A 25734-nucleotide genomic window follows, 5' to 3' on the forward strand; every position below is an offset into this window, starting at 1 on the left:
CAGAGCGTCCCGGGCTGCATTCCCACGCAGAGCGTGGGAACGATCTTCCAAAATCCAACAACTCAATGAGGTGTCGAATGCGTCTATTGAAATCCGTGGTTCCGGTCGCGCTGGCGATCCTGTTCAGCGCCGTTGCCCAGGCTCAGCCACAGGTCAGCGTCTACAACTGGACCGATTACATCGGCGAAACCACCCTCGCCGACTTCCAGGGCAAAACCGGGATCAAGGTGATCTACGACGTATTCGATTCCAACGAAACCCTGGAAGGCAAATTGCTTGCCGGCCGCACCGGGTATGACGTGGTGGTGCCGTCCAACCACTTCCTCGCGCGCCAGGTGAAGGCCGGGGCGTTCCTTAAACTGGACCGCTCGCAGCTGCCGAACTTCAAGAACCTCGACCCGAAACTGCTCACGCTGCTGGAGAAAAACGACCCCGAGAACGCGCACTCAGTGCCGTACTTGTGGGGCACCAACGGCATTGGCTACAACGTCGACAAGGTCAAGCAAGTGCTGGGCATCGACCATATCGATTCCTGGGCCGTGCTGTTTGAACCGGAGAACATCAAGAAACTCAGCCAGTGCGGCGTGTCGATGATGGACTCGGCGGATGAAGTGTTCCCGGCGGTGCTCAACTACATGGGCATGGACCCACGCAGCGAGAACCCCGAGGATTTCAAAAAGGCTGAAGCCAAGCTGATGAGCATTCGGCCGTACATCACCTATTTCCACTCGTCGAAGTACGTGTCTGACCTGGCCAACGGCGACATCTGCGTGGCGTTCGGTTACTCCGGCGACGTGTTCCAGGCTGCCAACCGGGCCAAGGAAGCGAAGAACGGCGTGAACATCGCCTATGCCATTCCAAAGGAAGGCAGCAACCTGTGGTTTGACCTGCTGGCGATTCCCGCCGACGCCAGCAACCCGAAAGAAGCCCACGCCTTCATCAATTACCTGCTGGACCCGCAAGTGATCGCCAAGGTCAGCGCCTCGGTGGGTTACGCCAACCCGAACCCGGCCGCCAAGCCATACATGGACGAAGCGTTGGTGAACAACCCTGAGGTCTACCCTTCCCAGGCAGTCCTCGACAAACTCTACATTTCTACCACCCCGCCCCAGGCGATCATGCGTTTGATGACCCGTTCCTGGAGCAAAGTGAAGTCCAACAAATGAATCAGTTCAGCAACGAACACGCCCATTCCTATTACGCTGCCACGGCGAAGAGCCTGGCACCCTACCCCACGCTGGCCGCGGACCTCGACGCCGATGTCTGCGTGATCGGCGGCGGGTTCACCGGTGTTAATACCGCCATCGAACTGGCGCAGCGTGGGCTGTCGGTGATCCTGCTGGAGGCCCGGCGCATTGGCTGGGGCGCCAGCGGGCGCAACGGCGGGCAGTTGATTCGCGGCATCGGCCATGATGTCAGCGGTTTTGCCCGCTATGTCGGTGAAGAAGGCGTGCGTTACATGGAGCAGGCCGGGGTCGAATCCGTGGCGCTGGTGGGCAATCGCATCCGCGAACACGGGATCGACTGCGACCTGCGCTGGGGCTTCTGTGAACTGGCCAACACGGCGGCGCAGTTTGCGGCGTTCAAGGTGGAACAGGCAGGTCTCATCGAGCTGGGTTATGCCCATGAGACCCGGTTGGTGGGGCCGGAACAGATTCGTCAGCAAGTGGTGAATTCCGGGGTGTATGCCGGTGGCCTGATCGACATGGGCTCCGGGCATTTGCACCCGCTCAACCTGGTCCTTGGCGAAGCGCGGCTGGCGGAATCCCTCGGCGTGCGAATCTTTGAGCAAAGCCCGGTGCTGGAATTGATCCATGGCAGTACCGTGCAGGTCCGTTGCGCTGGCGGCACGATCCGCGCCGGCAGCGTGGTGCTGGGTTGCAACGCGCATCTTGAAGAACTGGAACCGAAACTCAGCGGCAAGGTGCTGCCGGCGGGCAGTTACATCATTGCCACCGAGCCTTTGCCCGAAGAGGTCGCCGCGCAGTTGATCCCGCAGAACCTGGCGCTGTGCGACCAGAAAGTCGGCCTGGATTACTACCGGCTCTCGGCGGACCGGCGCTTGCTGTTCGGCGGCGCCTGCCACTACTCCGGGCGCGATCCTTCGGACATAGGCGCTTATATGCGCCCGGCCATGCTCAAGGTGTTCCCGCAACTGGCCAACGTGCGCATTGATTATCAATGGGGCGGCAAGATCGGCATCTCGGCCAACCGCTTTCCCCAGGTCGGCCGCTTGAGCCAGCACCCGAACGTGTTCTACGCCCAAGGGTATTCCGGCCATGGCCTGAACGTGACCCACTGGTGCGCCAAGCTGCTGGGTGAAGCGATCCACGCCGGCCACAGCAAAGGTTTCGATGTCTTCAGCGCCGTGCCGCACATGACCTTCCCCGGCGGCCGCGCCTTGCGTTCACCGCTGCTGGCGCTGGGCATGTTCTGGTATCGCTTGCGCGAGATGCTTGGCTGAAATCACGGCTTTCTGGCTGACGTTGATCCCTGTGGCGAGGGAGCTTGCTCCCGCTGGGCTGCGAAGCGGCCCCCGACGGCGGTTGCTGCGCAACCGTACGGGAGCAAGCTCCCTCGCCACAGGTTATTCATCACCCGGCTTACCCGGCTCGCCTTCAGAACCAATCGCCCTTTCGATTTGCTCTATCGCAAGGCACTTCTATATTGAGGAGGTGCTCTGACTTTCCTGCCTCCTTGCGAATGCGACCCATGGCCACGACTGACCAGTTGATCATCTGCGAGCACTGCGACTGCGTGTATGAAAAAGTCACGCTCGCCAAACATCAGAAAACCCTGTGCACCCGCTGCGGCGGCGTGCTCCAGCGGTATAACGGCCTGACGCTGGAGCAGCGCCTGGCCTTGACCTTCACGGCGCTGGTGCTGTGGATTTTCGCCAACTTTTTCCCGGTCATGAGCATCAGCCTCAAAGGCCTGAAAAACAGCGCCACGCTCTGGGATTCGGTACTGGCCCTGAGCCTGGGGCCGATCACCTTTATCGCCATGGTCGCCGCCATCTCCATGATCATCGCGCCGATTATCCAACTGGTGCTGTTGATCTGGGTCCTGAGCTTCGCCCTCGCCCGTCAGCGCGCGCCGGGGTTCCGCTTCAGCATGCGCTGGCTGGAAACCCTCAGGCCCTGGAGCATGCTGGAAGTCTGTCTGCTGGGGGCGATGGTAGCGGTGATCAAGCTCGCCGGGTTGCTGGATGTGTTGCCTGGCATCGGCCTGTTTGCCCTGGCCATTCTCAGCCTGATGATGATCCGCATTGCCGGGCGCGACATCCGTGAATTGTGGGACGACCTATGACAACGCCACCGGTCGCCAGCGAACTGGGCCTGTGCCTGTGTCACAGCTGCGGCATGGCCTGTGACACGAGCAATGATCCTCACGAGTGCGAACGCTGCGGTGCCCCGCTGCATCGGCGCAAGGTCAATTCACTGGCCCGGACCTGGGCCTACTTGTTCGCCGCGCTGGCGTTCTATGTCCCGGCCAATCTGCTGCCGGTGATGAACACCCGAATGGTCGGCAATGGCGCCGACAGCACCATCATGAGCGGCGTGCTGGAGTTTTGGGAGGCCGGTGCCTGGGACATCGCCCTGATCATCTTCATCGCCAGTATCGCCGTGCCCGGCATCAAATTCGTCGCCTTGACGCTGCTGCTGGTGACCGTCCAGCGTGACAGCCTGTGGGCGCGCAAGGAGCGCTCCAAGCTGTTCCGCTTCGTCGAGGTCATCGGTTACTGGTCGATGCTCGACGTGATCGTCGTCGCGCTGGTTGCCTCACTGGTGAAATTCCAGGCCCTGGCCGACATCGAGCCGCGTCCGGGCATTCTGTTTTTTGGCCTGGTGGTGGTGTTTACCATGCTCTCGGCCATGAGTTTCGATCCACGATTGATCTGGGATAAAGCGCCCCATAACGAGGAGGTCACGGATGAAGTCGCAAGCCACTGACGGGCCGCAAGCCCCGGGACAGGCCAGTATCAAGACCCGCCGTTTCAGCGTTTCGCTGGTGTGGATCGTGCCGATCGTGGCCGTGCTGGTGGGGATTTCCCTGGTGGTGCACAGCGTCATGCAGGAAGGCCCGACCATTGTCGTGACCTTCAAGACCGGCAACGGCCTGACCGCCAACAAGACCGAGGTCAAGTACCGCAACGTGGTGATCGGGCATGTCTCGGACGTGGAGTTGAGCCACGACCAGAAGAGTGTCGATGCCACGATCAAACTCGCCAAACAGGCGCAAACCTTCACCCGCGAAGACTCGCAGTTCTGGGTGGTGCGCCCACGTATCGGCGCGGGTGGGGTCTCGGGCATCGATACCCTGTTGTCCGGCGACTACATTGGCGCCGATATCGGTCACGCCGACAACCGTGCGAAGAACTTCACCGGCCTGGAAAATCCACCGCCCATCACCTACGGCGAGCCAGGCAAGCGCTTTACCTTGCACTCCCAGGACCTCGGCTCGCTGGATATCGGCTCGCCGGTCTACTACCGCAAGATCCCGGTCGGCCAGGTGGTGGCGTATGCGCTGGATGCCGATGGCAAAGGGGTGAACCTCGAACTGTTCATCCATGCGCCGAATGACGCCTACGTCACCGAAAACACCCGGTTCTGGAACGCCAGCGGCATCGATCTGAATATCGGCGCCAACGGGTTCGCGGTGAAAACCGAATCGCTGTCCTCGCTGTTGGTGGGTGGCATCGCCTTTCTCGCCCCGCCGTACAGCCCCAACGATCAACCCGCCGCCGAAGAAAAGACCTTCGAGCTGTTCGACGACCAGACCACCGCCCTCGCCCCGCCCAATGGCAAGGCGCAGTACCTGAGCCTGCGGTTCGACCAGGCCCTGCGCGGGCTCAAGGTCGATGCGCCAGTGGAATTCCTCGGCATGGAAATCGGCAAGGTGGTGGCGATCAATCTGGATTTCGACGAGAAGAAACGCAGCTTCCCGGTCAATGTCGGCATCGTGATCTACCCGCAACGCCTGGGTCAGGCCCATACCAAAATGATCAAGGCGTTGTTGCATGATCCGAATGACGAAGCGGCTGGCGTACGCCTGATGGGCACGTTTATCGAAAACGGCCTGCGCGCCCAGGCTCGCAGTGGCAACCTGCTGACCGGTCAGTTGTACATCTCGCTGGATTTCTACCCGAAAGCGGAGAAAGTCACGTTCGATCCAAACGCGCGGCCGGTCAGCATCCCGACCATCCCGGGCAGCCTCGAGCAATTGCAGGAAAAACTCGAGGCCATGGTCAACAAGATCAACCAACTGCCGGTGGAACGGATTGCCAGCAACCTCGACAGCAACCTCGTCGAGTTGCGCAAAGGCCTGGCGCAGTTCAACGCCAAGACCCTGCCCGGCGTGCAGACCACCCTGGCGGACGTGAGCAAGACCCTGAACTCGGCCAGTTCGACCCTGGCCGAAGACTCGCCGCAACGGGAACAACTGACCCAGACCCTGGACGAACTCAAACGCATGTCGCGTTCCCTGCGTGAACTCTCGGATTACCTGGGACGGCACCCGGAATCGCTGATCCGCGGGCGCCCCGGCAATGCAGCGCCGGCCGATCTGCAAGGGCCACCGCGTAACTGACCACAGGAGCAACACCCATGGCTTTTTCGCCGAAGATCACCCTGGTCGCCGCGTTGCTGCTGCTCGCGGCGTGTCGCAGCGACCCGATTCACTTTCACACCCTGACCCCGGCGCAGCTTGCTCGGGGTAATGGCGACGAGATCATGATCGAAGGCATCAGCGTGCCGCCGCAGGTCGATCGGCCGCAGATCGTCATTCGCCAGGGCAGCAGTGGTTTGGCGATCCTTGAAACCGATTGGTGGGGCGCGAGCCTGTCGGACGAATTGCGCAGCGCGTTGGTGGATCAACTGTCCAACGCCAACGCCCAGCGCAAAGTCTCGCTACGCGTCGATGTGCAGCGTTTCGACTCGATTCCTGGCCAGTACGGTTTGATCGACGTCAAATGGCGCCTGCGGCCGTTGGGCGCCGGCGATAATGCGCTGATGACTTGCCGCAGTACCTTGCAGACGCCGTCGGGGCCTTCCATCGAGGATTTAGTGACGGCGCAGCAAAACAACGTCAAGCGCCTGGCTGCGGTGATCAGTCAGGCGGCAACGGGACGGCAACCGGGATGCCCGTCGGCCCCTTGATCCACCTTGCAACCCCCAAACCCTGTAGGAGCAAAGCTTGCTCGCGATAGCGCCCTCAAAGACGCCATCGCGGGCAAGGCATGCTCCTGCAGGTTTTGTAAACGCCTCACAAATCGAAGCGATCCACCGCCCGCCGCCGTTCATTGTCATCGCGCACATCGTAGTTGGCAGTGGTCTGGATGTTGCTGTGGTGCGCCAGTTTCTGCGCAATCGACAGGTCGTGTTCCTCAATCACCCGGGTGATGAACGAGCGGCGGAAATCGTGGGGCATGATCTTCACCCCGACCTGGGCGCCGCGCTGGCGGGCGATGTAATAGATCGCATGTTTGGTGATGCGCTCGCGGGTAATGTGGCTACCGCGGCGGATACGGTTGAACAGGAACGGATCGTCCTCCAGCCCTTCACCCAGTTGCGAACGACGCAACTCCAGCCACGCCTCCAGTTTGGCGAAGGCCCAGGCCGGGGCGTATTTGATCAGTTGCTTGTTGCCCTTGGCCGTGACCCGCAGGCTGCGCTCGCTGAAATCGACCTGGTTCAGGTCCAGGTTCACCGACTCCGACTTGCGCATCCCCGAGCCGTACAACACCGCGATGATCGCCGCGTCTCGCAGGCCTTGCGGTCGAGGGTCGGCGGCGCAGACGTCCATCAATTCTTTAATCAGTGTGCGCTTGAGGTTGCGCCCCTGGGACAGCCGCGTGCCGGCAATGCCTTTGACCGAGCGCATTTTCAGCAAGTGTTCCTGGCTGATCAGGCTCATGCGCCAGGCTTCGTTCATCACTCCGCGAACAGCGTTCACGTACAGCGAAGAGGTATTCGGCGCGTAACCGTCAGTACGCAAAGCGGCGACCAAGGCGATGACATCCTCGGGCTGGAGCTCATGCCAGGGGATCTCCTCGATGTTCATGTCGTCGAAGCCCAAACGATCCGCCGCGTCTTGCAGGACATAGCGCATGGTCAGTTGGCTGGACGGCGCCAGGCGCGCCAGATACACGGTCAATGGGTTGGCTTTTACAGCCGTGGGTTCAATAGCGGATAAGTCAATCAAACGAAAAAACCTTGAAGAAAACGGTTCAACACAACAACTAAAGAGTTTGCTTACTTACTGTAAGAAGCGGCTGGCGGTGGAATAAACGCGATAAACGGTAGAAGTCTGAACTTGAGCTGTCTGAACTTCAGATAAACGATTCGCCGACCGGTTTTTCATGTCCCTTTCACATTTTCGCGCCTACTCTAATTCCAACAGGTCGCCCGTGCTCAGCCCCACAACCTGACGAGCCGATGGCAAAAAGTCAACCTGAGTCCTTTGTAATATTTATGTAGCAACTCATTGATGCGGATTGTTTTTTTGCGTCCACGTTTAAATGTGGGGCCCTTTCGTGCACCTGAAATTCCGTTGCTGTGACAGCCCCGAGGTCCTTATGAGTCAGGCTTTTCTCCCCTTTTCCCGCCCCAGTATCGGCGATGAAGAAATTGCCGCCGTAGAGCAAGTATTGCGTTCGGGCTGGATCACCACCGGGCCAAAAAACCAGGCACTGGAAGAGCACTTCGCCAACTATGTCGGTTGCAAGCATGCCGTGGCGTTGTCTTCAGCCACCGGCGGTATGCACATCACTTTACTGGCCTTGGGCATCGGTCCCGGGGACGAAGTCATCACCCCATCCCAGACCTGGGTGTCCACCGCCAACATGATCTGCCTGCTGGGGGCGAAGCCGGTGTTTGTCGACGTCGATCGCGACACCCTGATGAGCGACCTGCAAAGCATCGAAGCGGCGATCACGCCCCGGACCCGGGCGATCATTCCGGTGCATTACGCCGGTGCGGCGTTCGACCTCGACCCGCTCTATGCCTTGGCGGACAAACACGGAATTCCTGTCATCGAAGACGCAGCCCACGCCGCCGGCACCTTCTACAAAGGTCGGCACGTCGGTTCCCAGGGCACGGCGATCTTCTCGTTCCATGCGATCAAGAACATGACCTGCGCCGAAGGCGCGATGTTTGTCAGCGACGATGAACACCTGGCCAGTCGCGTGCGCATGCTCAAGTTTCACGGCCTGGGCGTTGACGCCTATGACCGTTTGACCGGTGGCCGCAAACCCCAGGCCCAGGTCATCGAGCCCGGTTTCAAATACAACCTGGCCGACATCAACGCAGCGATTGCCCTGGTGCAATTGGAGCGACTGGACGAAATCAACGCCAAGCGCACGCAACTGGCCCAGACCTACCTGCAACGCCTCGAAGGCCTGCCGGTGCAACCGCTGGCGCTGCCGATGTATCCGCAACAGCACGCGTGGCACCTGTTCATCCTGCGCATCGACGCCGAACGCTGCGGCCTCGACCGCGAAGCGTTCATGAAGGCCTTGCAGGAACAGAACATCGGCACCGGCATTCACTTCATCGCCACTCACCTGCACACCTACTACCGCCAGCGCTTTCCGGGCGTTTCCCTGCCCAATACCGAATGGAATTCGGCGCGGTTGTGTTCGATCCCGTTGTTCCCCGACATGACCACTGACGACGTTGAACGTGTCGTCGGTGCCATTGAAAACAGTATGGATGCCCGCCTGTGAAACCTTATCCGATCCGTTGCGTGTCGATCGTCATCCCGGTCTACAACGAGCAAGACAGCCTTCCGGAGTTGCTCAGGCGCACCGAAGCCGCGTGTCAGCAATTGCACCACGATTACGAAATCGTCTTGGTGGACGACGGCAGCCGCGACAGTTCGGCGCAAATCCTTGAAGAGGCCGCCAGCCGCGACTGCAGCCCGGTGGTCGCGGTCATACTCAACCGCAACTACGGTCAGCACGCGGCGATCATGGCCGGGTTCGAACAGTGCAAGGGCGATGTGGTGATCACCCTCGACGCCGACCTGCAAAACCCGCCGGAAGAAATCCCGCGCCTGGTGGCCCAGGCCGAACTCGGCTATGACGTGGTCGCCACGGTGCGCAATAACCGCCAGGACTCCGCCCTGCGGCGCTGGCCGTCGAAGCTGATCAACCTGGCGGTGCAACGATCTACCGGTGTAGTCATGAGCGACTACGGCTGCATGCTCCGCGCTTACCGGCGCACCATTGTCGACGCGATGCTCGCCTGCCGCGAACGCAGCACCTTCATCCCGATCCTGGCCAACAGCTTCGCTCGCCACACCACGGAAATCCTCGTGACCCACGCCGAGCGTGAACACGGCGATTCGAAGTACAGCCCGATGCGCCTGGTCAACCTGATGTTCGACCTGATCACCTGCATGACCACGACCCCGCTACGCCTGCTCAGTATCGTCGGCTTCACCATGGCTGGTCTGGGCGTGTTGTTCGCGTTCGCCTTGATCGTCCTGCGCCTGGCCTTCGGCGCCCAATGGGCGGGCGACGGCATGTTCGTGCTGTTCGCCGTGCTGTTCGTTTTCACCGGCGGGCAATTCATCGGCATGGGCCTGCTGGGTGAGTACCTGGGCCGCATGTACAGCGACGTCCGGGCACGTCCGCGGTTTTTTATCGAAAAAGTCCTGCGTAGCCAACCCGCCCCTCCTGCTCCCGTTGTCACGGTCGACGGTCTCACTTCCACTTCTTCAGATCAGGTTCTCTCATGAGCAAACAAGCTGTTGTCTTCGCCTATCACGATATCGGCTGTGCCGGCATCGACGCCCTGCTTGGCGCAGGTTTTGAGATCGCGGCGGTGTTCACCCACGCCGATGACCCGAAGGAAAATGCGTTCTACGGCTCCGTCGCGCAACTGTGCGCCAATAAAGGCATCCCCGTGCACGCCCCGGAAGATGCCAACCATCCGCTGTGGATCGAGCGCATCGCCAAGCTCAAGCCCGATTACATCTTCTCGTTCTACTACCGCCACCTGCTGAGCGAAGAACTGCTGGCCACCGCCCGCCAGGGCGCATTCAACCTGCACGGTTCGTTGCTGCCGCGCTACCGCGGGCGTGCCCCAGCGAACTGGGTGCTGGTCAACGGCGAAACCGAAACCGGCGTGACCCTGCACCGCATGGTCAAGCGTGCCGATGCCGGCGCCATCCTCTCCCAGCAACGAGTCGGGATCGAGCGCAGCGACACCGCGCTGACCCTGCATGGCAAGCTGCGCGAGGCGGCGAGTTCATTGCTGCGTGACACCCTGCCGATGCTGCTGCAAGGCAAGGTCAGCGAAACCCCGCAGGACGAATCCAACGCCACGGTGTTCGGCCGCCGCACGCCTGCCGATGGCAAGCTGATCTGGAAAAAACCGGCCGAAGAACTGTTCAACCTGGTTCGCGCCGTGACCCAACCGTATCCGGGCGCTTTTTGCGACGTCGGCGAACACAAGCTGATTGTCTGGGGCGCACGCATCGCCAAGGGCAATGAAGGTCTGGCGCCGGGCCGTGTCATCAGCGTTGACCCGTTGCGCATCGCTTGCGGCGAAGACTCGCTGGTGGTCACGGCCGGTCAGCGCAATGACAACGGCCTGTACCTGAGCGGCCCACAACTGGCCAATGAGTTGGGCCTGGTGGACGGTTCGGTGCTGCGTGGCGCTGAGTCCGGGCGCAAACCCCGTCGTACCCGCGTGCTGATCCTCGGCGTCAACGGCTTTATCGGCAACCACTTGTCCGAGCGCCTGCTGCGAGACGACCGTTATGAAGTCTATGGCCTGGACATCGGTTCCGACGCCATCGACCGCCTGCGTAGCCACCCGAATTTTCACTTCGTCGAAGGCGACATCAGCATTCACTCCGAGTGGATCGAGTACCACATCAAGAAATGCGACGTGGTCCTGCCGCTGGTGGCCATTGCCACGCCAATCGAATACACGCGCAATCCGCTGCGTGTGTTCGAGCTCGATTTCGAAGAAAACCTGAAACTGGTGCGCTACTGCGTCAAGTACAACAAACGCGTGATCTTCCCCTCGACCTCGGAAGTCTATGGCATGTGCCAGGACGCGCGTTTCGACGAAGACACCTCCAATCTGGTCCTCGGCCCGATCAATAAACAACGCTGGATCTACTCGGTCTCCAAGCAACTGCTCGACCGCGTGATCTGGGCCTACGGCCAGAAAGGCCTGAACTTCACGCTGTTCCGGCCGTTCAACTGGATGGGCCCACGCCTGGATCGCCTGGATTCGGCACGGATCGGCAGCTCCCGGGCGATCACCCAGCTGATCCTCAACCTGGTAGAAGGCACGCCGATTCGGCTGTTCGACGGCGGCGAGCAAAAACGCTGCTTTACTGACATCGCTGACGGCGTCGAAGCCCTGGCGCGGATCATCGATAACGACAATGACGTGTGCAACGGCCAGATCATCAACATCGGCAACCCGGACAACGAAGCCAGCATCCGCCAGTTGGGCGAAGAGCTGCTGCGGCAGTTCGAAGCGCATCCGCTGCGTGCCAACTTCCCACCGTTCGCCGGTTTCCGCGACGTGGAAAGCAAGGCGTTCTACGGCACCGGTTATCAGGACGTGTCGCACCGTAAACCGAGCATCGACAACGCCAAGCGTTTGCTGGACTGGACGCCGACCGTCGAGATGAGCGAGACCATCGGCAACACCCTGGACTTCTTCCTGCGTGAAGCCATGCTCGAAATCGCGGACAAGCACTAATGCAGGCAGGCTTACGAATCGATGTCGACACCTACCGAGGCACCCGTGAGGGGGTGCCGCGGTTACTGGAAATCCTCGATGAGGCCCAGGTTAAGGCAACGTTTTTCTTCAGCGTCGGGCCAGACAACATGGGGCGCCACTTGTGGCGCCTGATCCGCCCGCAATTCCTCTGGAAAATGCTCCGTTCCAACGCCGCCGGCCTGTATGGCTGGGACATTTTGCTGGCCGGCACGGCGTGGCCGGGCAAGCCTATCGGGCGCGACCTCGGGCACCTGATGCGCCAGGCCCGGGACGCCGGCCATGAAGTCGGCCTGCACGCCTGGGATCACCATGGCTGGCAAGCGAATGCCGGGGGCTGGAGCGATGTGCAACTGATCGAGCAGATTCGCCGGGGCGTCGACAGCCTCAGCGATATCCTCGGGGCAAAAGTCGATTGCTCGGCGTCCGCCGGTTGGCGCGCGGACGAGCGCGTGATCGAAGCCAAGCAGGCGTTCGGCTTTCGCTACAACAGCGATTGCCGGGGCCGGAACCTGTTCCGGCCAATCTTGGCCAATGGCCTGCTGGGCGCGCCGCAAATCCCGGTAGACTTGCCGACCTTCGACGAGGTGGTCGGGCCAAGCGTATCCGCCAGGGATTTCAACGGGTTCATCCTGCAGCGCTTCACCCCTGAAAGACTCAACGTCTACACAATCCACGCCGAAGTAGAAGGGATTCTCATGGCCAACGATTTTCGTCAACTGCTGGCCGATGCGCGCCAGCGTGACATCCGTTTTCAACCCTTGGGCGACCTGTTGCCCGAGTCATTCGCCAGCCTGCCGGCCGGGCGTGTAGTGCGTGGTGTCCTCGAAGGTCGTGAAGGCTGGCTGGGAGTGCAAGGCGCATGACTAAACGCTGGGCCTTGCCAGTGTTGCTGGCGATCATGCTGCTGGCGTACCTGTTGCCGTTGGGCACCCATGGCCTGTGGATTCCCGACGAAACCCGCTATGCCCAGATCAGCCAGGACATGCTGCTGGACGGTAACTGGGTGGTGCCGCATTTCATGGGGGTGCGCTATTTCGAGAAACCGGTGGCCGGTTACTGGATGATCGCCCTCGGCCAGGCGCTGTTTGGCCAAAACCTGTTCGGCGTGCGCTTCGCTTCGGCCCTGAGCACCGGGCTGAGTGTGTTGCTGTGCTTCTTGATCGCCCGCCGCCTGTGGAACGACCCGCGCAAAAGTTTCGCCTGCGCCTTGCTGTACATGAGTTTCACGATCGTCGCCGGGCAAGCGGGTTACGCCAATCTCGATCCGCAATTCACCTTCTGGGTCAATCTGAGCCTGGTGGCCCTGTGGTTTGCGTTGGACAGTACACGCCGCGGTCAGCGGCTGTTGAGTTGGGCGGTGTTGGGCCTCGCCTGCGGCATGGGCTTCATGACCAAGGGCTTTCTCGCCTGGTTGCTGCCGGTGTTGATCGCCGTGCCGTGGATGCTCTGGCAGAAACGCTGGCGTGAACTGCTGATCTACGGCCCGCTGGCGATCATCATCGCCATCGCGGTCAGCCTGCCGTGGGCCTTGGCCGTGCACGCCCAGGAGCCCGACTACTGGCGATTCTTCTTCTGGCACGAACACATTCGGCGCTTTGCCGGCGACGATGCGCAGCATGACGCGCCATGGTGGTTTTACCTGCCGCTGCTGCTGGCGTTCAGCCTGCCGTGGGCGGTGTTGCTGCCGCCTGCACTGAAACAGGCCTGGCAGACCCGAGGCCAGGCGCACATCGGCTTCCTGTTGCTGTGGCTGGTCATGCCACTGGTGTTCTTCAGCCTGAGCAACGGCAAACTGCCGACCTACATCCTGCCGTGCCTGCTGCCCTTGGCGCTGTTGCTGGGCCATGCGCTGGCCGACCGCTTGCGGCTTGAGCAAGGCCGGGTGCTGGGGCTCAACGGTTTGCTGAATTTGCTGCTGGGCCTGGCGGTCCTGTTAGCCCTGGTTTACCTGCAACTGAAAAAGCCGCTGTACGAGCTGGAGCTGCACAACCTGGTGCTGGTGTTTATCGCGCTGATGGGCTGGATCATGGCCAACCTGCTGCAAGCCTTCCGGCCGTTGCAATGCTGGGCGGCACCGGCGTTCGGCAGTTTGCTGTTCATCGGGCTGATCCCGACCGCGCTGCCCAACTCGGTGGTGTCGAACAAGATGCCTGACCAATTCATCCTCGAACACGCACAGGAACTGAGCCAGACCACTCAGTTGATGAGCAACGACCTGGGCGCGGCATCGGCGCTGGCCTGGCGCCTGCAACGTCCGCAAGTGGCGATGTACAACACCGTCGGCGAGCTGAAATACGGCCTTAATTACCCCGAAGCGGCGAGTCGGCGAATCACTCTCGACAAAGTGCAACAGTGGATGCGCGATGCTCGCAAGCAAGGCTCTGTGGGCGTGGTCATGCGAGTCAAGGGTGACGACGAACTGCAGGAAGTGGAACTGCTGCCAAAAGAGGGCAAGCGTTATGAGCAAGGCAACCTGGTGATTCTGATAATCCCCAAGGACGCGGCATGAGCCTGCTGCTGTTGCTGACCGCGTGCTTGCTGACGTGCCTGGGCCAGGTCGCGCAGAAATACGCCGTCGAGAGCTGGCGCGGCAAGGCGTCGGGTTGGGGCGAGAAAGCGCGTTCGCCGTGGCTGTGGCTGGCGCTGTTCTCCCTCGGGTTGGGGCTGCTGGTCTGGCTGCTGGTGTTGCAGCGCCTGGAAGTCGGCGTCGCTTATCCGATGCTGAGCCTCAATTTCGTGCTGATCACCTTGGTCGCCCGTTTCGTCTTTCACGAATCCATCGACCGGCGCCACTGGCTCGGTGTCGCGCTGGTGATCGGCGGTGTGGTGTTGCTGGGGCAACACACATGAGCCTGCGCCGTGGAATCACCTTCGCCCTGGGCAGCGTCATGCTCGCCAGCGCCGCGCAGTTGGGCATGCGCTGGAGCATGAGCCGCCTGCCACAACCCGATCAGTGGCTGACCGCCCTCGGCAACGGCAGCGTCGGTCTGGTCGCTGTCGGCGTGGTGCTGGCGGCAATCCTCGCCTATGGGCTGTCGATGCTCAGCTGGCTGCTGGCCCTGCGCGATGTGCCGCTGGGGCGAGCCTATTCACTGCTGAGCATCAGCTATGCGCTGGTGTACCTGCTGGCCGCCAGCCTGCCGGCATTCAACGAACAGTTCAGTCTTGCAAAAAGCCTTGGGGTGGCCCTGGTCATCCTGGGTGTCATCACCATCAACTCTCGACCTGCTCGCGTCGCCGATCTCAGGAATGACCCATGAAAATCAGTGTATTTGGTAGTGGTTACGTTGGCCTGGTACAGGCTGCCGTTCTGGCTGAAGTCGGCCACGATGTGATCTGCATGGACATCGATGCCAAAAAGGTCGAATTGCTCCAGCAAGGACACGTCAGCATCTTCGAGCCGGGGCTGGCCAGTCTGGTCAGGGACAGCCTGGAGGCCAAACGCCTGCAGTTCACCACCGACGAAAAACTCGCCGTGCAGCACGGCGAGGTGTTGTTTATCGCGGTGGGTACACCGTCGAACGAGGACGGCTCGGCGGACCTGAAATACGTGCTGTCGGTCGGTGATGCCGTGGCCCGTCATCGCGAGCAACCGGTGATCCTGGTGGAAAAATCCACGGTGCCGGTCGGCACCGGCGACACCCTGCGCGCGCACATCGAGCGCAGGCTTCAGGAGGCTAATCGGCTATTGCAATTCGATATCGTCTCCAACCCCGAGTTTCTCAAGGAAGGTTCGGCGGTGGCCGACTGCCGGCGCCCGGATCGCATCGTCATCGGCTGCGAACGTGACGAAGTGCGCGACGTGATGCGTGATCTCTACGCGCCGTTCAACCGCAATCACGACCGCATCATGTTCATGGACCTGCGCAGCGCCGAGCTGACCAAGTACGCCGCCAACGGCATGCTGGCGACGAAGATCAGCTTCATCAACCAGATCGCCGAACTCGCCGAACACCTGGGCGCCGACATCGAGTCCGTGCGCTTGGGCATCGGCGCGGACTCGCGCATCGGCTACCACTTCATCTACCCGGGCTGCGGCTATGGCGGCTCGTGCTTTCCCAAGGACATGCGCGCGCTGATCCATAGTGCCGAACAGGCGCACTGCTCCAGCGATTTGCTGCAAGCGGTGGAAGCGATCAACCAGCGGCAGAAACACAAGCTGTTCGAGCGGGTCAATGCGTTCTACAAGGGCAACCTGGCCGGCAAGACCTTTGCCGTATGGGGCCTGGCGTTCAAGCCCAATACCGATGACATGCGCGATGCGCCAAGCCGGGTGCTGCTGGAATCGTTGTGGGCGGCCGGGGCCAATGTGCGGGCGTTCGACCCGGAAGCGATGCAGGAAACCCAGCAGTTGTACCCGGACGAGTCGAAACTGATGCTGATGGGTACCCCGGAATCGGTGTTGGCCGGCGCCGATGCGCTGATCATCTGCACCGAGTGGCAGCAGTTCAAGGCCCCGGATTTCGACCTGATCCGCCAGCGCCTGACCGCGCCAGTGATCTTCGACGGACGCAACCTGTATGACGCCGAGCGGCTGTCCCGCGCCGGTTTCCTGTACTTCCCGATGGGCCGTGGGGATTCGCGTAACCTGCCGATGCCGTATCAGCAATGGTCAGCCATTTCGTCGGTTGCCTGACGGTGAATGACGCTATCCGTCGACAGTCCCTCGGTGTGGGGCTGTTGGCGCTGCTGTTGTTCATGGCCGGGGTGTATCAGCAGGCGGCCATCGGTTTTGATTCGCGGTTTGTGTTGTTCGCCCAGGAAATGCTGCGCCACGGGCCGACGGTGTTCCCGACCACCTATGGCCAGCCCTATGCCGACTATTCGGCGCTGAGCACGCTGTTCGTCTGGTTACTGTCGCTGCCATTCGGCGAGGTGAATGCCTTCAGTGCCTGGCTGCCGAGTGCGATTGCCGGCGCGGTCATCGTCACGTTGATGTACCGGCTGCTGGCGCCCTACTCCACGCGCTGGGCGTTGTTGAGCATCGCCCTGCTTCTGCTGACCAACACCTTCGTCACTGAAACCCGCGCCGTGTCCCTGGACTTGATGCTGGCGGCGGTAGCGTTTTCGGTGTTCTACCTGGGTTATGCCGCCGATCATTTCGATGCACCCCGGCGCTGGCCGCTGATCTTTGCCCTGTTGTTGCTGGGTTTCGGGATTCGTGGACCGATCGGCCTCGTCGTGCCGACTGGCATGTTATGCAGTTATTTGCTGCTCAACCGCCAGTGGCAACGGCTGCTGGCCTTCGGACTGCTCGCCGCCATGCTGCTGTTGGGCGGCGTCGGCGTGCTGTTGTTACTGGCCAAGCTCAGCGGCGGCCCGGCCTTTATGCAGGACGTGATTCGCATGCAGTTCATGGGGCGCATGGACGGCAGTGAAGGCGTCAGCGGTTCGTTGTATTACTTCACCAGCTCCATGGGCAACTATGCGTTGGCGTATCCATTGGGGTTGTTGGCGTTGGCGGCGATCTTCCTGAGCAATCCGCGCGAGGCCGGACCGTCGTTACGTCTGGTGCAGTACTGCGCGGCGGCGGGGTTGATCGTGATGGTCGGGTTGTCGATTCCCCAGGCGAAAAAAGCCCGATACCTGCTGCCGATGTTGCCGATGGCGGCGATTATTGCGGCGTATCCGTTTCAAGTGATGCAAGGGCGGTTGTTCGCTGTGTTGCGGGGCGTGATGCAAGGGCTGTGGCTGGTGATTCCGGGGTTGTTGATCGTGGTGTTGATCGTCACTCAACGACGCTTTCCGTCCCAACTGACCTCGCTGGCGGCGGTTTTCAGTGTGCTCGGCGTGCTGCAAGTGATCGCCATCGTCGCGCTATTCAAAACGAGGTGGCGAGCGCAAGTCCTGGCGTTCTGCGCGGTACTGGGGTTGTGGTCGGTCTACATCCTGGTGCTCGAACCGGTGGAGCGGCAGCTCTACGATACGCGCACCTTCAGCCGCTCGGCCTTTGCGCTGGTGCAGCATGAGCCTGCGCCGCTGGTGCTGTTCGGCATGGGCAAGGACGCGAAGGCGATCAAGTTTATGGTCAATATCGAGCAGGACCTGCAACCGGTGTTTACCGAATCGGTCCAGGAACTGGAAACCATTCCGGCGCCGGCCTGGGTGATGTTGGATCGGAGTGATTTCAAAGCACTGAAGGGCACACCGCTGGGCGACTTGCAGCCAGCCTTGACCGGGCGTTTCGATAAAAACGATTATGTGCTGCTGCACCTCAAGCCATGACGCACATCGATGACCATCACCTTACGCCGCGCCCTACTCTCTGACGCTGCCGCCCTCCCCGCCATCGAGCGTTCCGCGGCGGCGTTGTTTCGCAACGACCCTTCCCTCGCCTGGCTCGCTGACTCACCCGTGACCGACGCACAACAACATCTGCGCGCCATAGAAACCGCTGACGTGTGGGTCGCGTTATCCGCCGATGGTGCACTTGCGGGGTTTCTCAGCGCTGAACAAGTCGACGATCAGCTGCATGTTCAGGAACTGTCCGTCAGCCAACACTTCCAGGGCCGAGGCATTGGTCGAAAGTTACTGTTAGTGGCGATCGAACATACCCGCCAACGAGAACTCCGCAGTCTGACGCTGACTACATTTCGCGACGTGCCATGGAATGAAGGGTTTTATCGGCGGTTAGGCTTTAAAACATTGAGCCTTGCTGAAACGAGCCCTCGTTTATTAGCAATTTTGCGAGAGGAAGTCGCCCACGGTTTGCCCGGTGAGCGGCGGTGTGCGATGTGCCTGCACCTTACACCGGCGCCTTCAAATCGACACCCAACGCCTGGGCAAACGCCTTGACCAGCGGGCTGCGCACGGTGTTGTGGCGCAGGATCAGATTGAATGGCGTGACGATGTGAATCAGGTCCGGGCGCACCGCGCGAAATTGCCCTTGGGCCACCAGGGTGGCGGCGTAGTGTTGCGGCAGGAAGCCCACAAAACGGCCGGTCTTGATGAGTAAAGCCACGGCTTCGACCTGGGTTGCCGAGGCGGAAAAGCTGTCGTAGCGGGCAAAATTCAGTTTGTCCCGATGAATCGCGTAGCGATGGTTGATGCACTCGTAGTCCTTGAGCACATTGCTGCCGATTTCCGCCTCCGGCACCTCGAACAACGGGTGGCCTACCGCGCAGTAAACCTGCGAGCGTTCCTCGTACAGCGCGTAGTAATCGAACTCTTCGCGCTTTTGATAAACCGGGACGATGCCCGCCACTAATCGACCCTCGACCACACCGCGCTCTATTTCATCTAACTGTGACGCTTGAAGTTGAAATCTGACCTTGGGCGACTCTTGATTAATCCGTTTAAGTGCAGCAACTAACGGTGAGCCTTCATCGGTCAATGTGTTGTCAATAACCCCCACCCCAAGATCACCAATAAGTTCATTCTGCGCCGAACTAAGCCGATCACGAAAGTTATCGACCGAGGCAAACAAATCAATCGACGCCTGATACACCAGGCGTCCTTCTTCAGTCAGGTGAAACCCCTCTCGCCCACGGGTACACAGGCGCATGCCGATGCGAATCTCAAGGTCCGAAATCTGCTTGCTGATGGCCGCCAGGCCCACGTTCAGCTCGTTTTGAGCCGCGCTGAAACCGCCGGCCTCGACCACCGCCTTGAACACTTTGAGCAGTTTGAAGTCCAGGCCGCTGAGTGCCAATGGCGCTCGCTGAGTCGGTTTCGGCGCTGGGTTTCCGGAATTGGAAAGTGGGGTTTCCATAATGCTTATTTACCTCTGACGCCCTAGCAAACAATCTGTGCCCAACAACAAAAACATAGCTGGCCAATAATAATGAACACAGAAAACAAGGCTTGGCAACCGCTAATAAATTCCGTACCTGAGTGCCAACTCACTGATTTCGCACTATTAAAAGCTGACACTTCGATCAGCTCTCGCCACTTCGTAACTGCCCATTTGAAAACTGCTTGAGCCCCACCACGCCCGAATGATTTTCGGCCGGTGCCAGGGCTTGGCAGATCGTATTCAGTTCGCTTTACCGACGAGGAAAACAACAATGTCTCAAACCACCGACCGTCTCTGGGGTGCACGCTTCAAAAGCGGCCCATCCGAAGCCCTGGCGGCCCTGTCCCGTTGCCCTGAGCGCTATTTTCGCCTCACCCCGTACGACCTCGCCGGTTCCAAGGCCCATGCCGGGGAGCTGCAACGCGCCGGTCTGCTGAGCGAGGAAGAAACCCGCACCATGCTCGGTGCGCTGGACCAGATCGGTGTTGATTTCCGCGCCGGCAGCATCGCCCCGACCCTGGACGACGAAGACGTCCACACCTTTATCGAACGCCTGCTGACCGAACGCCTCGGCGCTCTGGGCGGCAAGCTGCGGGCCGGCCGTTCGCGTAACGACCAGACCGCCAATGACCTGCGTCTGTTCCTGCGTGACCACGTGCGCACCCTGGCCGTTGAAGTCCTGGCCCTGCAACAAGCGCTGGTGGATCAGGCCGAGCAACACATCGAAAGCATCTGCCCCGGCTTCACCCACTTGCAACAAGCGCAACCGATCGTCTTCGCCCATCACTTGCTGGCCCACGCCCAAGCGATGCTGCGTGACGTGCAACGCCTGGTGGATTGGGACGCGCGCACTTCGCTGTCACCCCTCGGCGCGGCGGCCATGGCCGGTTCCGCCATCGCGCGCCTGCCCCAGCAGTCGGCCAAGGAAATGGGCTACAGCGGTGTGTGCGAAAACTCCATCGACGCCGTCGCCAGCCGCGACCATGTCGCCGAATTCCTGTTTATCGCCAGCATGCTCGGGATCAATATTTCACGCCTCGCTGAAGAGTTTTGCCTGTGGTCGTCGCGGCAATTTCGCTGGGTTGCGCTGGACGATGCCTACGCCACTGGCAGCTCGATCATGCCGCAGAAGAAAAACCCCGACATCGCCGAACTGGCGCGGGGCAAGGCGGGTCGCTTGATCGGTAACCTGACCGGCCTGCTCTCTACCCTCAAATCCCTGCCGCTGTCCTACAACCGCGACTTGAGCGAAGACAAGAACGGCGTGCTCGACAGTGTCGACACGCTGCTGCTGGTGCTGCCGGCCATGGCAGGGATGGTCGCGACGATGAAGGTCAATGTCGAAGAGCTGCGGCGTCAGGCGCCTCTGGGCTTCACCCTGGCGACTGAAGTGGCGGATTGGCTGGCGATGCGCGGCGTACCGTTCAAGGAAGCCCATGAAATTACCGGTGCATTGGTTCAAGCCTGTGAGAAACACGACATCGAATTGTGGGAAGCCTCCCCGGCGTTGTTGGCCGAGATCGATCCACGCCTGACCCCGGAAGTGCGCGACAGCCTGACCCTGGAAGCCGCCATCGCTGCCCGCAGCGGCTGGGGCGGCACCGCGCCGCAACAGGTGCGCGAGCAGATCGGCCGTTTGAAAACCGCCCTCGCCGCCCAGCAGCAATGGACCGAGAACTATCAAGGCTTCCGTCTCTGAATCAGAGCGAAAACCTTGTAGGAGCGTTTAACACGAAGATTAGCGGTGGGCCGTCGACGCCGTTTTGAACCACAGCAACACGCGCCGCAGTCACTGGGCGGCGTACGGAGAACCAACATGAGCCAGACTCAGGCAGAACGTCTCCAGTCGGAGCGCAAACTGGCGGAAAACCAGTTCGATATCACCCAGTACCACCATGTGCCACGGCGCTATTACGGGCGGATCTTCTTCGCCACCGTGATCGTCATCGCCATTCTCGGCCTGGTCCGCGCTTTCGCCGAAGGCAAGATCGAATGGTCGTATATCGGCCAGTTCGTCACGTCCCAGGCGATTCTCTGGGGCCTGTTCAACACCATCGTCATGGCGGTGCTGGCGATGGCGCTGGGCATTGTGTTCGGGGTGATCACGGCGATCATGCGCATGTCGGCCAACCCGATCCTGCGCTATGTGGCGATCACCTACACCTGGCTGTTCCGTGGTACGCCGCTGATCCTGCAACTGCTGTTGTGGTTCAACCTGGCGCTGATTTTCCCCACCATCGGCATCCCCGGCCTGTTCGAAATGGACACCGTGAGCCTGATGACGCCCTTCGTGGCCGCCCTGCTCGGCTTGAGCATCAACCAGGGCGCCTATACCGCCGAAGTGGTGCGCGCCGGCCTGTTGTCGGTGGACACCGGGCAGTACGAAGCTGCCAAGTCGATCGGCATGCCGCGCCTGCAAGCGCTGCGCCGGATCATCCTGCCGCAGGCCATGCGGATCATCATTCCGCCGGTCGGCAACGAATTCATCGGCATGGTGAAAATGACCTCCCTGGCGAGCGTCATCCAGTATTCGGAACTGCTCTACAACGCCCAGAACATCTACTACGCCAACGCCCGCGTCATGGAGTTGCTGATCGTCGCCGGCATCTGGTACCTGGTCGCCGTCACCGTGCTGTCCTTTGGTCAAAGCCGTCTGGAGCGTCGTTTCGCTCGCGGCGCCGGCAAGCGTTCTTGAGGAGCCTCCCATGAGAAACATCGTCAAGGCCGTGAGCCTGAACAAATATTACGACCAGTACCACGCGCTCAAGGACATCAACATCGAAGTCGAGCAAGGCGAAGTGCTGTGCATCATCGGCCCGTCCGGCTCGGGCAAGAGCACCTTGCTGCGCTGCGTCAATCAGTTGGAGAAGATCGACAAGGGCGGCCTCTGGGTCGACGGCGAACTGGTGGGTTACCGCGTGGTCGGCAACAAACTGCACGAACTCAACGAGTCACAGATTGCTCGCCAGCGCCTGTCCACCGGCATGGTGTTCCAGCGTTTCAACCTGTTCCCGCACATGACCGTGCTGCAAAACATCATCGAAGGCCCGTGCCAGGTGCTCAAGCGTTCGCCCAAAGAGGCGCACGAAGAAGCCGTGGAATTGCTCGCACGCGTTGGCCTGGCCGACAAACGCAACAGCTACCCGATTGAACTGTCGGGCGGTCAACAGCAACGGGTGGCGATTGCCCGCGCGTTGGCCATGCGACCGAAGCTGATGCTGTTCGATGAACCCACTTCGGCACTCGACCCGGAATTGGTCGGTGAGGTGCTGTCGGTGATGCGCGATCTGGCGCAAACCGGCATGACCATGATCGTCGTCACCCATGAACTGGGCTTCGCTCGCGAGGTTTCCAATCGCATGGTGTTTATGGACGGCGGGCAGATCGTGGAGGCTGGAAGCCCCGAAGAAATACTAATAAGTCCGCAAAACCCGCGCACCCAAAGCTTCATTTCTGCCGTTCGAACCTAGGTGCCGCGCTTGGAAAACAAGAGCCGCCTCACAACACTCATAAGAGAACGACCATGAAGAATTTCGTAATTCCAGCAGTACTTGCAGGCCTGATGGCTTCCAGCGTCAGCTTCGCCGCCGAATTGCCGGCCAGCATCAAGGCCAAGGGCGAGATCGTTGTGGCGATCATGCCCAACTACCCGCCGATGGATTTCAAGGACCCGGCGACCAACACCCTCACCGGTCTGGACTATGACCTGGGCAACGCCCTGGCCGAGCGGCTGGGCGTGAAGATCAAATGGCAGGAAACCGGCTTCGAACAAATGATCAACGCGCTGACCACTGACCGCGTGGACATGGTGTTGTCGGGCATGACCGACACCGTCGAGCGCCAGGCCAGCGTGACCTTCGTCGACTACTTCACCAGCGGTCCGCAGTTCTACACCTTGCAGAAGAACAAGGACTTCAACGAAATCACCGACCTGTGCGGCAAGAAAGTCGGCACCAGCCGCCGTACCACTTTCCCGGCGGAAATTGCTGAATACAGCAAGGCCAACTGCGAAGCGGCGGGCAAGCCGGCGATCGTGGTGATCGGCACCGAAGGCTCGGCGGATGCCCGTGCGCAACTGCGCCAGAGCCGGATTGATGCGGCGATGCAGGGTAGCGAGACGTTGTCGTACCTGAAGACGCAGGAAAAGGACATGTACAAGACCGTCGGCCTGCCGATTTCCGTGCAGTTCACCGGGCTGGGCGTGAGCAAGAAAAAGCCTGAGTTGAGTGAAGCGGTGAAAGTGGCGTTGCAGAGCATGGTTGATGACGGCAGTTATCAGACCATTCTCAAGAAGTGGGACCTGGAGTTGGGCGCGATCAAGACAGTGACGGTTAACGCCGGCAAGTAATGCTTGCCCCGTAGGAGCAAGGCTTGCCCGCGAAGGCGGAGTATCAGTCAACGATGATGTTGAATGTGCCGGCCTCTTCGCGAGCAAGCTTCGCTCCTACGGGGATTGTGTTTTACCTAGAGATGACTGGAGTGCTACTGATGTCCTCCTCGCCCCAACCCACCTGGCCTACGCCGCACAAGGCCTGCCTCGCGCTGGCCTTCGACCTCGACGGCCCGACCGGCGATGCCATGCTCAACGGCTCGATCTGGCGCAAGCCCGAGTACTTCGGCTTCGGCGGTTACGGCCCCTACCGCGCCTTGCCGCGGATCCTCGATTTGCTCGACGCCTTCCAGATCCCGACCACCTTTTTCGTCCCGGCCTGGGTCGTGGAGAACTGGCCGAAACAGTGCCAGGCGATTGTCGAGCGCGGGCATGAGGTGGCTTACCACGGCTACAAACACGAATCCTTTTACGCCCTGACGCTGGACCAGCAGAAGGACGTCATGCAGAAATCCCGCGAGGTGTTCTGGAAGCACTTGAACATCCGCGCCGAAGGCTTTCGCACGCCGTCCGGTGATTGGCGCGCCGAAACCCCGGCGATGCTGGTGGAAGCCGGCGTGACCTATTCCAGCAGCATGCGCGGCGATGACCGGCCTTATCTGGTCAACGTCCCGGGCTTCGACACGCCGCTGGTGGAAATCCCCGGCCGCTGGGAAATGGACGACTACGCCTCCCTCGCCTACACCCGTGCCCCGGATTTCCCGTCGGGGCTGGATCGCACCGCCAGCTACGAACTGACCCTCGACAATTGGTGCCGCGAATTCGACGGTGCCATGGATGAAGGGCTGTGCCTGACCACCCTGTTCCACCCCAAGATCACTGGCAAACCGGGACGCATCCTGTTGCTGGAAAAACTCTTCGAACACATGCGCCAGCGCGATGACGTGTGGTTTGCCACCTGCCGCGATGTCGCCCAGTGGTGGCTGAAGGAGCATCACCATGGCTGATTCCTCTGTCTGGCCCAACGGCCATCGCTGCGCGGTCGTGCTGACCGTCGATTACAACGACATCCACGGCATCCTGACCCAGGCCCCGGAAGTCGCCGGGCGCGACAAGACGCTGTCGGTCTGGCGCTATGGCAGCCAGCGTGGTGTGGACCGACTTCTGGGTTTGTTCGCCGAACTCGGCGTCAAAAGTAGTTGGTGCATCCCCGGCATCGTCGCCGATGAAAACCCCGAACACATCAAGGCGATCCTGGCCGGTGGGCATGAGATTGCCTGCGCCGGGTATCGCCATCAGCACTACGACACCCTGACGCTCGCCGAGCAGAGCGCCGAGATCGCCAAAGGTTGCCAAGCATTGGCCGCGCTGACCGGCGTGCGTCCAACCGGGTTTCGTATCCCGGCCGGCAACGGTGCGCCGGGATTCATCGAAGCGTTAAGGGACCAAGGCATCCGCTGGTCGTCATCCTGGCGCGGCGATGATTTGCCGTTCGCCCACCCAACGGCGCCCGAAGTGATCGAACTGCCGTTGCACTACGAACTGGAAGACGAACCCTACTTCGCCTTCAACCTCAGCCCGGCGGTGCCGCCGGCACAATCGCGGATCGCCTCCTACAGCCACACCCTGGGCAACCTGCAAATGGACTTCGCCGGGTTCTATCGATTTGGCCTGTGCTATGTGCTGCGCCTGCACCCGGAGATCATCGCGACACCGGGGCGGATTGGCGTGTTGCGCGAGTTGCTTCAAGGCATCCAGCAGCATCAGGACGTGTGGATTGCCACCGCTGGCGAGGTCGCGCAATGGTGGGCAGATTCTGCGGTCCGCGTGACGGAGGATCATCCGTCAGCAGTTTACGAGCGGCATTATCGGGATTACGGGGTATGAACGAGCAGGATCATCAGAACAGCGCCTACAAA

General features: G+C 60.8%; 24 protein-coding genes. 22 read left to right on the plus strand and 2 right to left on the minus strand.

Annotation, left to right across the window (positions count from 1 at the left end):
• The first annotated feature begins 77 nt into the window (after positions 1–77).
• The 6 genes from HKK53_RS04475 (at position 78) to HKK53_RS04500 (ending at position 6158) form a co-directional block, all read left to right on the plus strand.
• Entirely contained in the window at positions 78–1166 is a 1089-nt protein-coding gene (locus HKK53_RS04475; protein ID WP_169369720.1) for a polyamine ABC transporter substrate-binding protein, read from the plus strand.
• Positions 1163–2464, plus strand: a complete 1302-nt coding sequence (locus tag HKK53_RS04480) for an NAD(P)/FAD-dependent oxidoreductase (RefSeq protein WP_169369721.1) — start codon at positions 1163–1165, stop codon at positions 2462–2464. The genes HKK53_RS04475 and HKK53_RS04480 overlap by 4 nt, the downstream gene beginning before the upstream one ends.
• A 248-nt stretch (positions 2465–2712) precedes the next feature.
• Positions 2713–3309 (plus strand): paraquat-inducible protein A, encoded by a 597-nt coding sequence (locus HKK53_RS04485; RefSeq protein WP_169369722.1) that lies wholly within the window; start codon positions 2713–2715, stop codon positions 3307–3309.
• On the plus strand, positions 3306–3953 hold the full coding sequence (locus HKK53_RS04490) for a paraquat-inducible protein A (RefSeq protein ID WP_169369723.1): 648 nt from the start codon (positions 3306–3308) through the stop codon (positions 3951–3953). Before HKK53_RS04485 ends, HKK53_RS04490 begins: the two co-directional genes overlap by 4 nt.
• The gene (locus HKK53_RS04495; protein WP_169369724.1) at positions 3934–5589 is read left to right on the plus strand and encodes a PqiB family protein; all 1656 of its coding nucleotides are present in this window, start codon (positions 3934–3936) and stop codon (positions 5587–5589) included. The genes HKK53_RS04490 and HKK53_RS04495 overlap by 20 nt, the downstream gene beginning before the upstream one ends.
• A gap of 17 nt (positions 5590–5606) precedes the next feature.
• Positions 5607–6158: a PqiC family protein gene (locus HKK53_RS04500; protein ID WP_169369725.1), complete on the plus strand. Its 552-nt coding sequence runs from the start codon at positions 5607–5609 to the stop codon at positions 6156–6158.
• Positions 6159–6264: 106 nt separating this feature from the next.
• Here HKK53_RS04500 and HKK53_RS04505 read toward each other — a convergent pair whose 3' ends face one another.
• Positions 6265–7203, minus strand: coding sequence for a site-specific integrase (locus HKK53_RS04505; RefSeq protein WP_237150702.1), 939 nt, complete (start codon positions 7201–7203; stop codon positions 6265–6267).
• A gap of 373 nt (positions 7204–7576) precedes the next feature.
• Here HKK53_RS04505 and arnB point away from each other — a divergent pair, with 373 nt between their 5' ends.
• Genes arnB through HKK53_RS04555 form a run of 10 tightly spaced genes read left to right on the plus strand, consistent with a single transcriptional unit; the run spans position 7577 to position 18545 of the window.
• A complete protein-coding gene (gene arnB / locus HKK53_RS04510) occupies positions 7577–8725 on the plus strand; it encodes a UDP-4-amino-4-deoxy-L-arabinose aminotransferase (RefSeq protein WP_169369726.1) in 1149 nt (382 codons plus the stop codon).
• Complete coding sequence (gene arnC / locus HKK53_RS04515) at positions 8722–9741, plus strand: undecaprenyl-phosphate 4-deoxy-4-formamido-L-arabinose transferase (RefSeq protein ID WP_169369727.1); 1020 nt, start codon at positions 8722–8724, stop codon at positions 9739–9741. The genes arnB and arnC overlap by 4 nt, the downstream gene beginning before the upstream one ends.
• Positions 9738–11729, plus strand: a complete 1992-nt coding sequence (gene arnA / locus HKK53_RS04520) for a bifunctional UDP-4-amino-4-deoxy-L-arabinose formyltransferase/UDP-glucuronic acid oxidase ArnA (RefSeq protein WP_169369728.1) — start codon at positions 9738–9740, stop codon at positions 11727–11729. The genes arnC and arnA overlap by 4 nt, the downstream gene beginning before the upstream one ends.
• Complete coding sequence (gene arnD / locus HKK53_RS04525; RefSeq protein ID WP_169369729.1) at positions 11729–12613, plus strand: 4-deoxy-4-formamido-L-arabinose-phosphoundecaprenol deformylase; 885 nt, start codon at positions 11729–11731, stop codon at positions 12611–12613. The genes arnA and arnD overlap by 1 nt, the downstream gene beginning before the upstream one ends.
• Positions 12610–14259, plus strand: coding sequence for a lipid IV(A) 4-amino-4-deoxy-L-arabinosyltransferase (arnT, locus tag HKK53_RS04530; RefSeq protein WP_169369730.1), 1650 nt, complete (start codon positions 12610–12612; stop codon positions 14257–14259). The genes arnD and arnT overlap by 4 nt, the downstream gene beginning before the upstream one ends.
• Positions 14256–14600 (plus strand): 4-amino-4-deoxy-L-arabinose-phosphoundecaprenol flippase subunit ArnE, encoded by a 345-nt coding sequence (gene arnE / locus HKK53_RS04535; RefSeq protein ID WP_169369731.1) that lies wholly within the window; start codon positions 14256–14258, stop codon positions 14598–14600. Before arnT ends, arnE begins: the two co-directional genes overlap by 4 nt.
• Positions 14597–15010 carry a 4-amino-4-deoxy-L-arabinose-phosphoundecaprenol flippase subunit ArnF gene (arnF, locus tag HKK53_RS04540; RefSeq protein WP_169369732.1) on the plus strand — a complete coding sequence of 138 codons (414 nt, stop codon included), beginning with the start codon at positions 14597–14599 and terminating at the stop codon, positions 15008–15010. Before arnE ends, arnF begins: the two co-directional genes overlap by 4 nt.
• Positions 15007–16386: a UDP-glucose dehydrogenase family protein gene (locus HKK53_RS04545; protein WP_169369733.1), complete on the plus strand. Its 1380-nt coding sequence runs from the start codon at positions 15007–15009 to the stop codon at positions 16384–16386. Before arnF ends, HKK53_RS04545 begins: the two co-directional genes overlap by 4 nt.
• Entirely contained in the window at positions 16359–17975 is a 1617-nt protein-coding gene (locus tag HKK53_RS04550; protein ID WP_169369734.1) for an ArnT family glycosyltransferase, read from the plus strand. Before HKK53_RS04545 ends, HKK53_RS04550 begins: the two co-directional genes overlap by 28 nt.
• Before the next feature lie 9 nt (positions 17976–17984).
• Entirely contained in the window at positions 17985–18545 is a 561-nt protein-coding gene (locus HKK53_RS04555) for a GNAT family N-acetyltransferase (RefSeq protein WP_169369735.1), read from the plus strand.
• Here HKK53_RS04555 and HKK53_RS04560 read toward each other — a convergent pair.
• The gene (locus tag HKK53_RS04560) at positions 18496–19461 is read right to left on the minus strand and encodes a LysR family transcriptional regulator (protein WP_169369736.1); all 966 of its coding nucleotides are present in this window, start codon (positions 19459–19461) and stop codon (positions 18496–18498) included. The two genes, HKK53_RS04555 and HKK53_RS04560, sit on opposite strands and share 50 nt — an antisense overlap.
• 295 nt (positions 19462–19756) lie before the next feature.
• Here HKK53_RS04560 and argH point away from each other — a divergent pair, with 295 nt between their 5' ends.
• The 6 genes from argH (at position 19757) to HKK53_RS04590 (ending at position 25702) form a co-directional block, all read left to right on the plus strand.
• Positions 19757–21184, plus strand: a complete 1428-nt coding sequence (argH, locus tag HKK53_RS04565) for an argininosuccinate lyase (protein ID WP_169369737.1) — start codon at positions 19757–19759, stop codon at positions 21182–21184.
• 117 nt (positions 21185–21301) lie between these two features.
• Positions 21302–22180: an amino acid ABC transporter permease gene (locus tag HKK53_RS04570; RefSeq protein ID WP_133839463.1), complete on the plus strand. Its 879-nt coding sequence runs from the start codon at positions 21302–21304 to the stop codon at positions 22178–22180.
• A 10-nt stretch (positions 22181–22190) separates the two neighbouring features.
• Positions 22191–22955, plus strand: coding sequence for an amino acid ABC transporter ATP-binding protein (locus HKK53_RS04575; RefSeq protein WP_149662007.1), 765 nt, complete (start codon positions 22191–22193; stop codon positions 22953–22955).
• Between the two features lie 53 nt (positions 22956–23008).
• Positions 23009–23833, plus strand: a complete 825-nt coding sequence (locus HKK53_RS04580; protein WP_169369738.1) for an ABC transporter substrate-binding protein — start codon at positions 23009–23011, stop codon at positions 23831–23833.
• Between the two features lie 140 nt (positions 23834–23973).
• Positions 23974–24822, plus strand: coding sequence for a polysaccharide deacetylase family protein (locus HKK53_RS04585; protein ID WP_169369739.1), 849 nt, complete (start codon positions 23974–23976; stop codon positions 24820–24822).
• Positions 24815–25702: a polysaccharide deacetylase family protein gene (locus tag HKK53_RS04590; protein ID WP_169369740.1), complete on the plus strand. Its 888-nt coding sequence runs from the start codon at positions 24815–24817 to the stop codon at positions 25700–25702. Before HKK53_RS04585 ends, HKK53_RS04590 begins: the two co-directional genes overlap by 8 nt.
• The last annotated feature ends 32 nt before the right edge of the window (positions 25703–25734 follow it).

It is taken from the genome of Pseudomonas sp. ADAK7 (genome assembly GCF_012935675.1).
Classification (GTDB): Bacteria; Pseudomonadota; Gammaproteobacteria; order Pseudomonadales; family Pseudomonadaceae; genus Aquipseudomonas.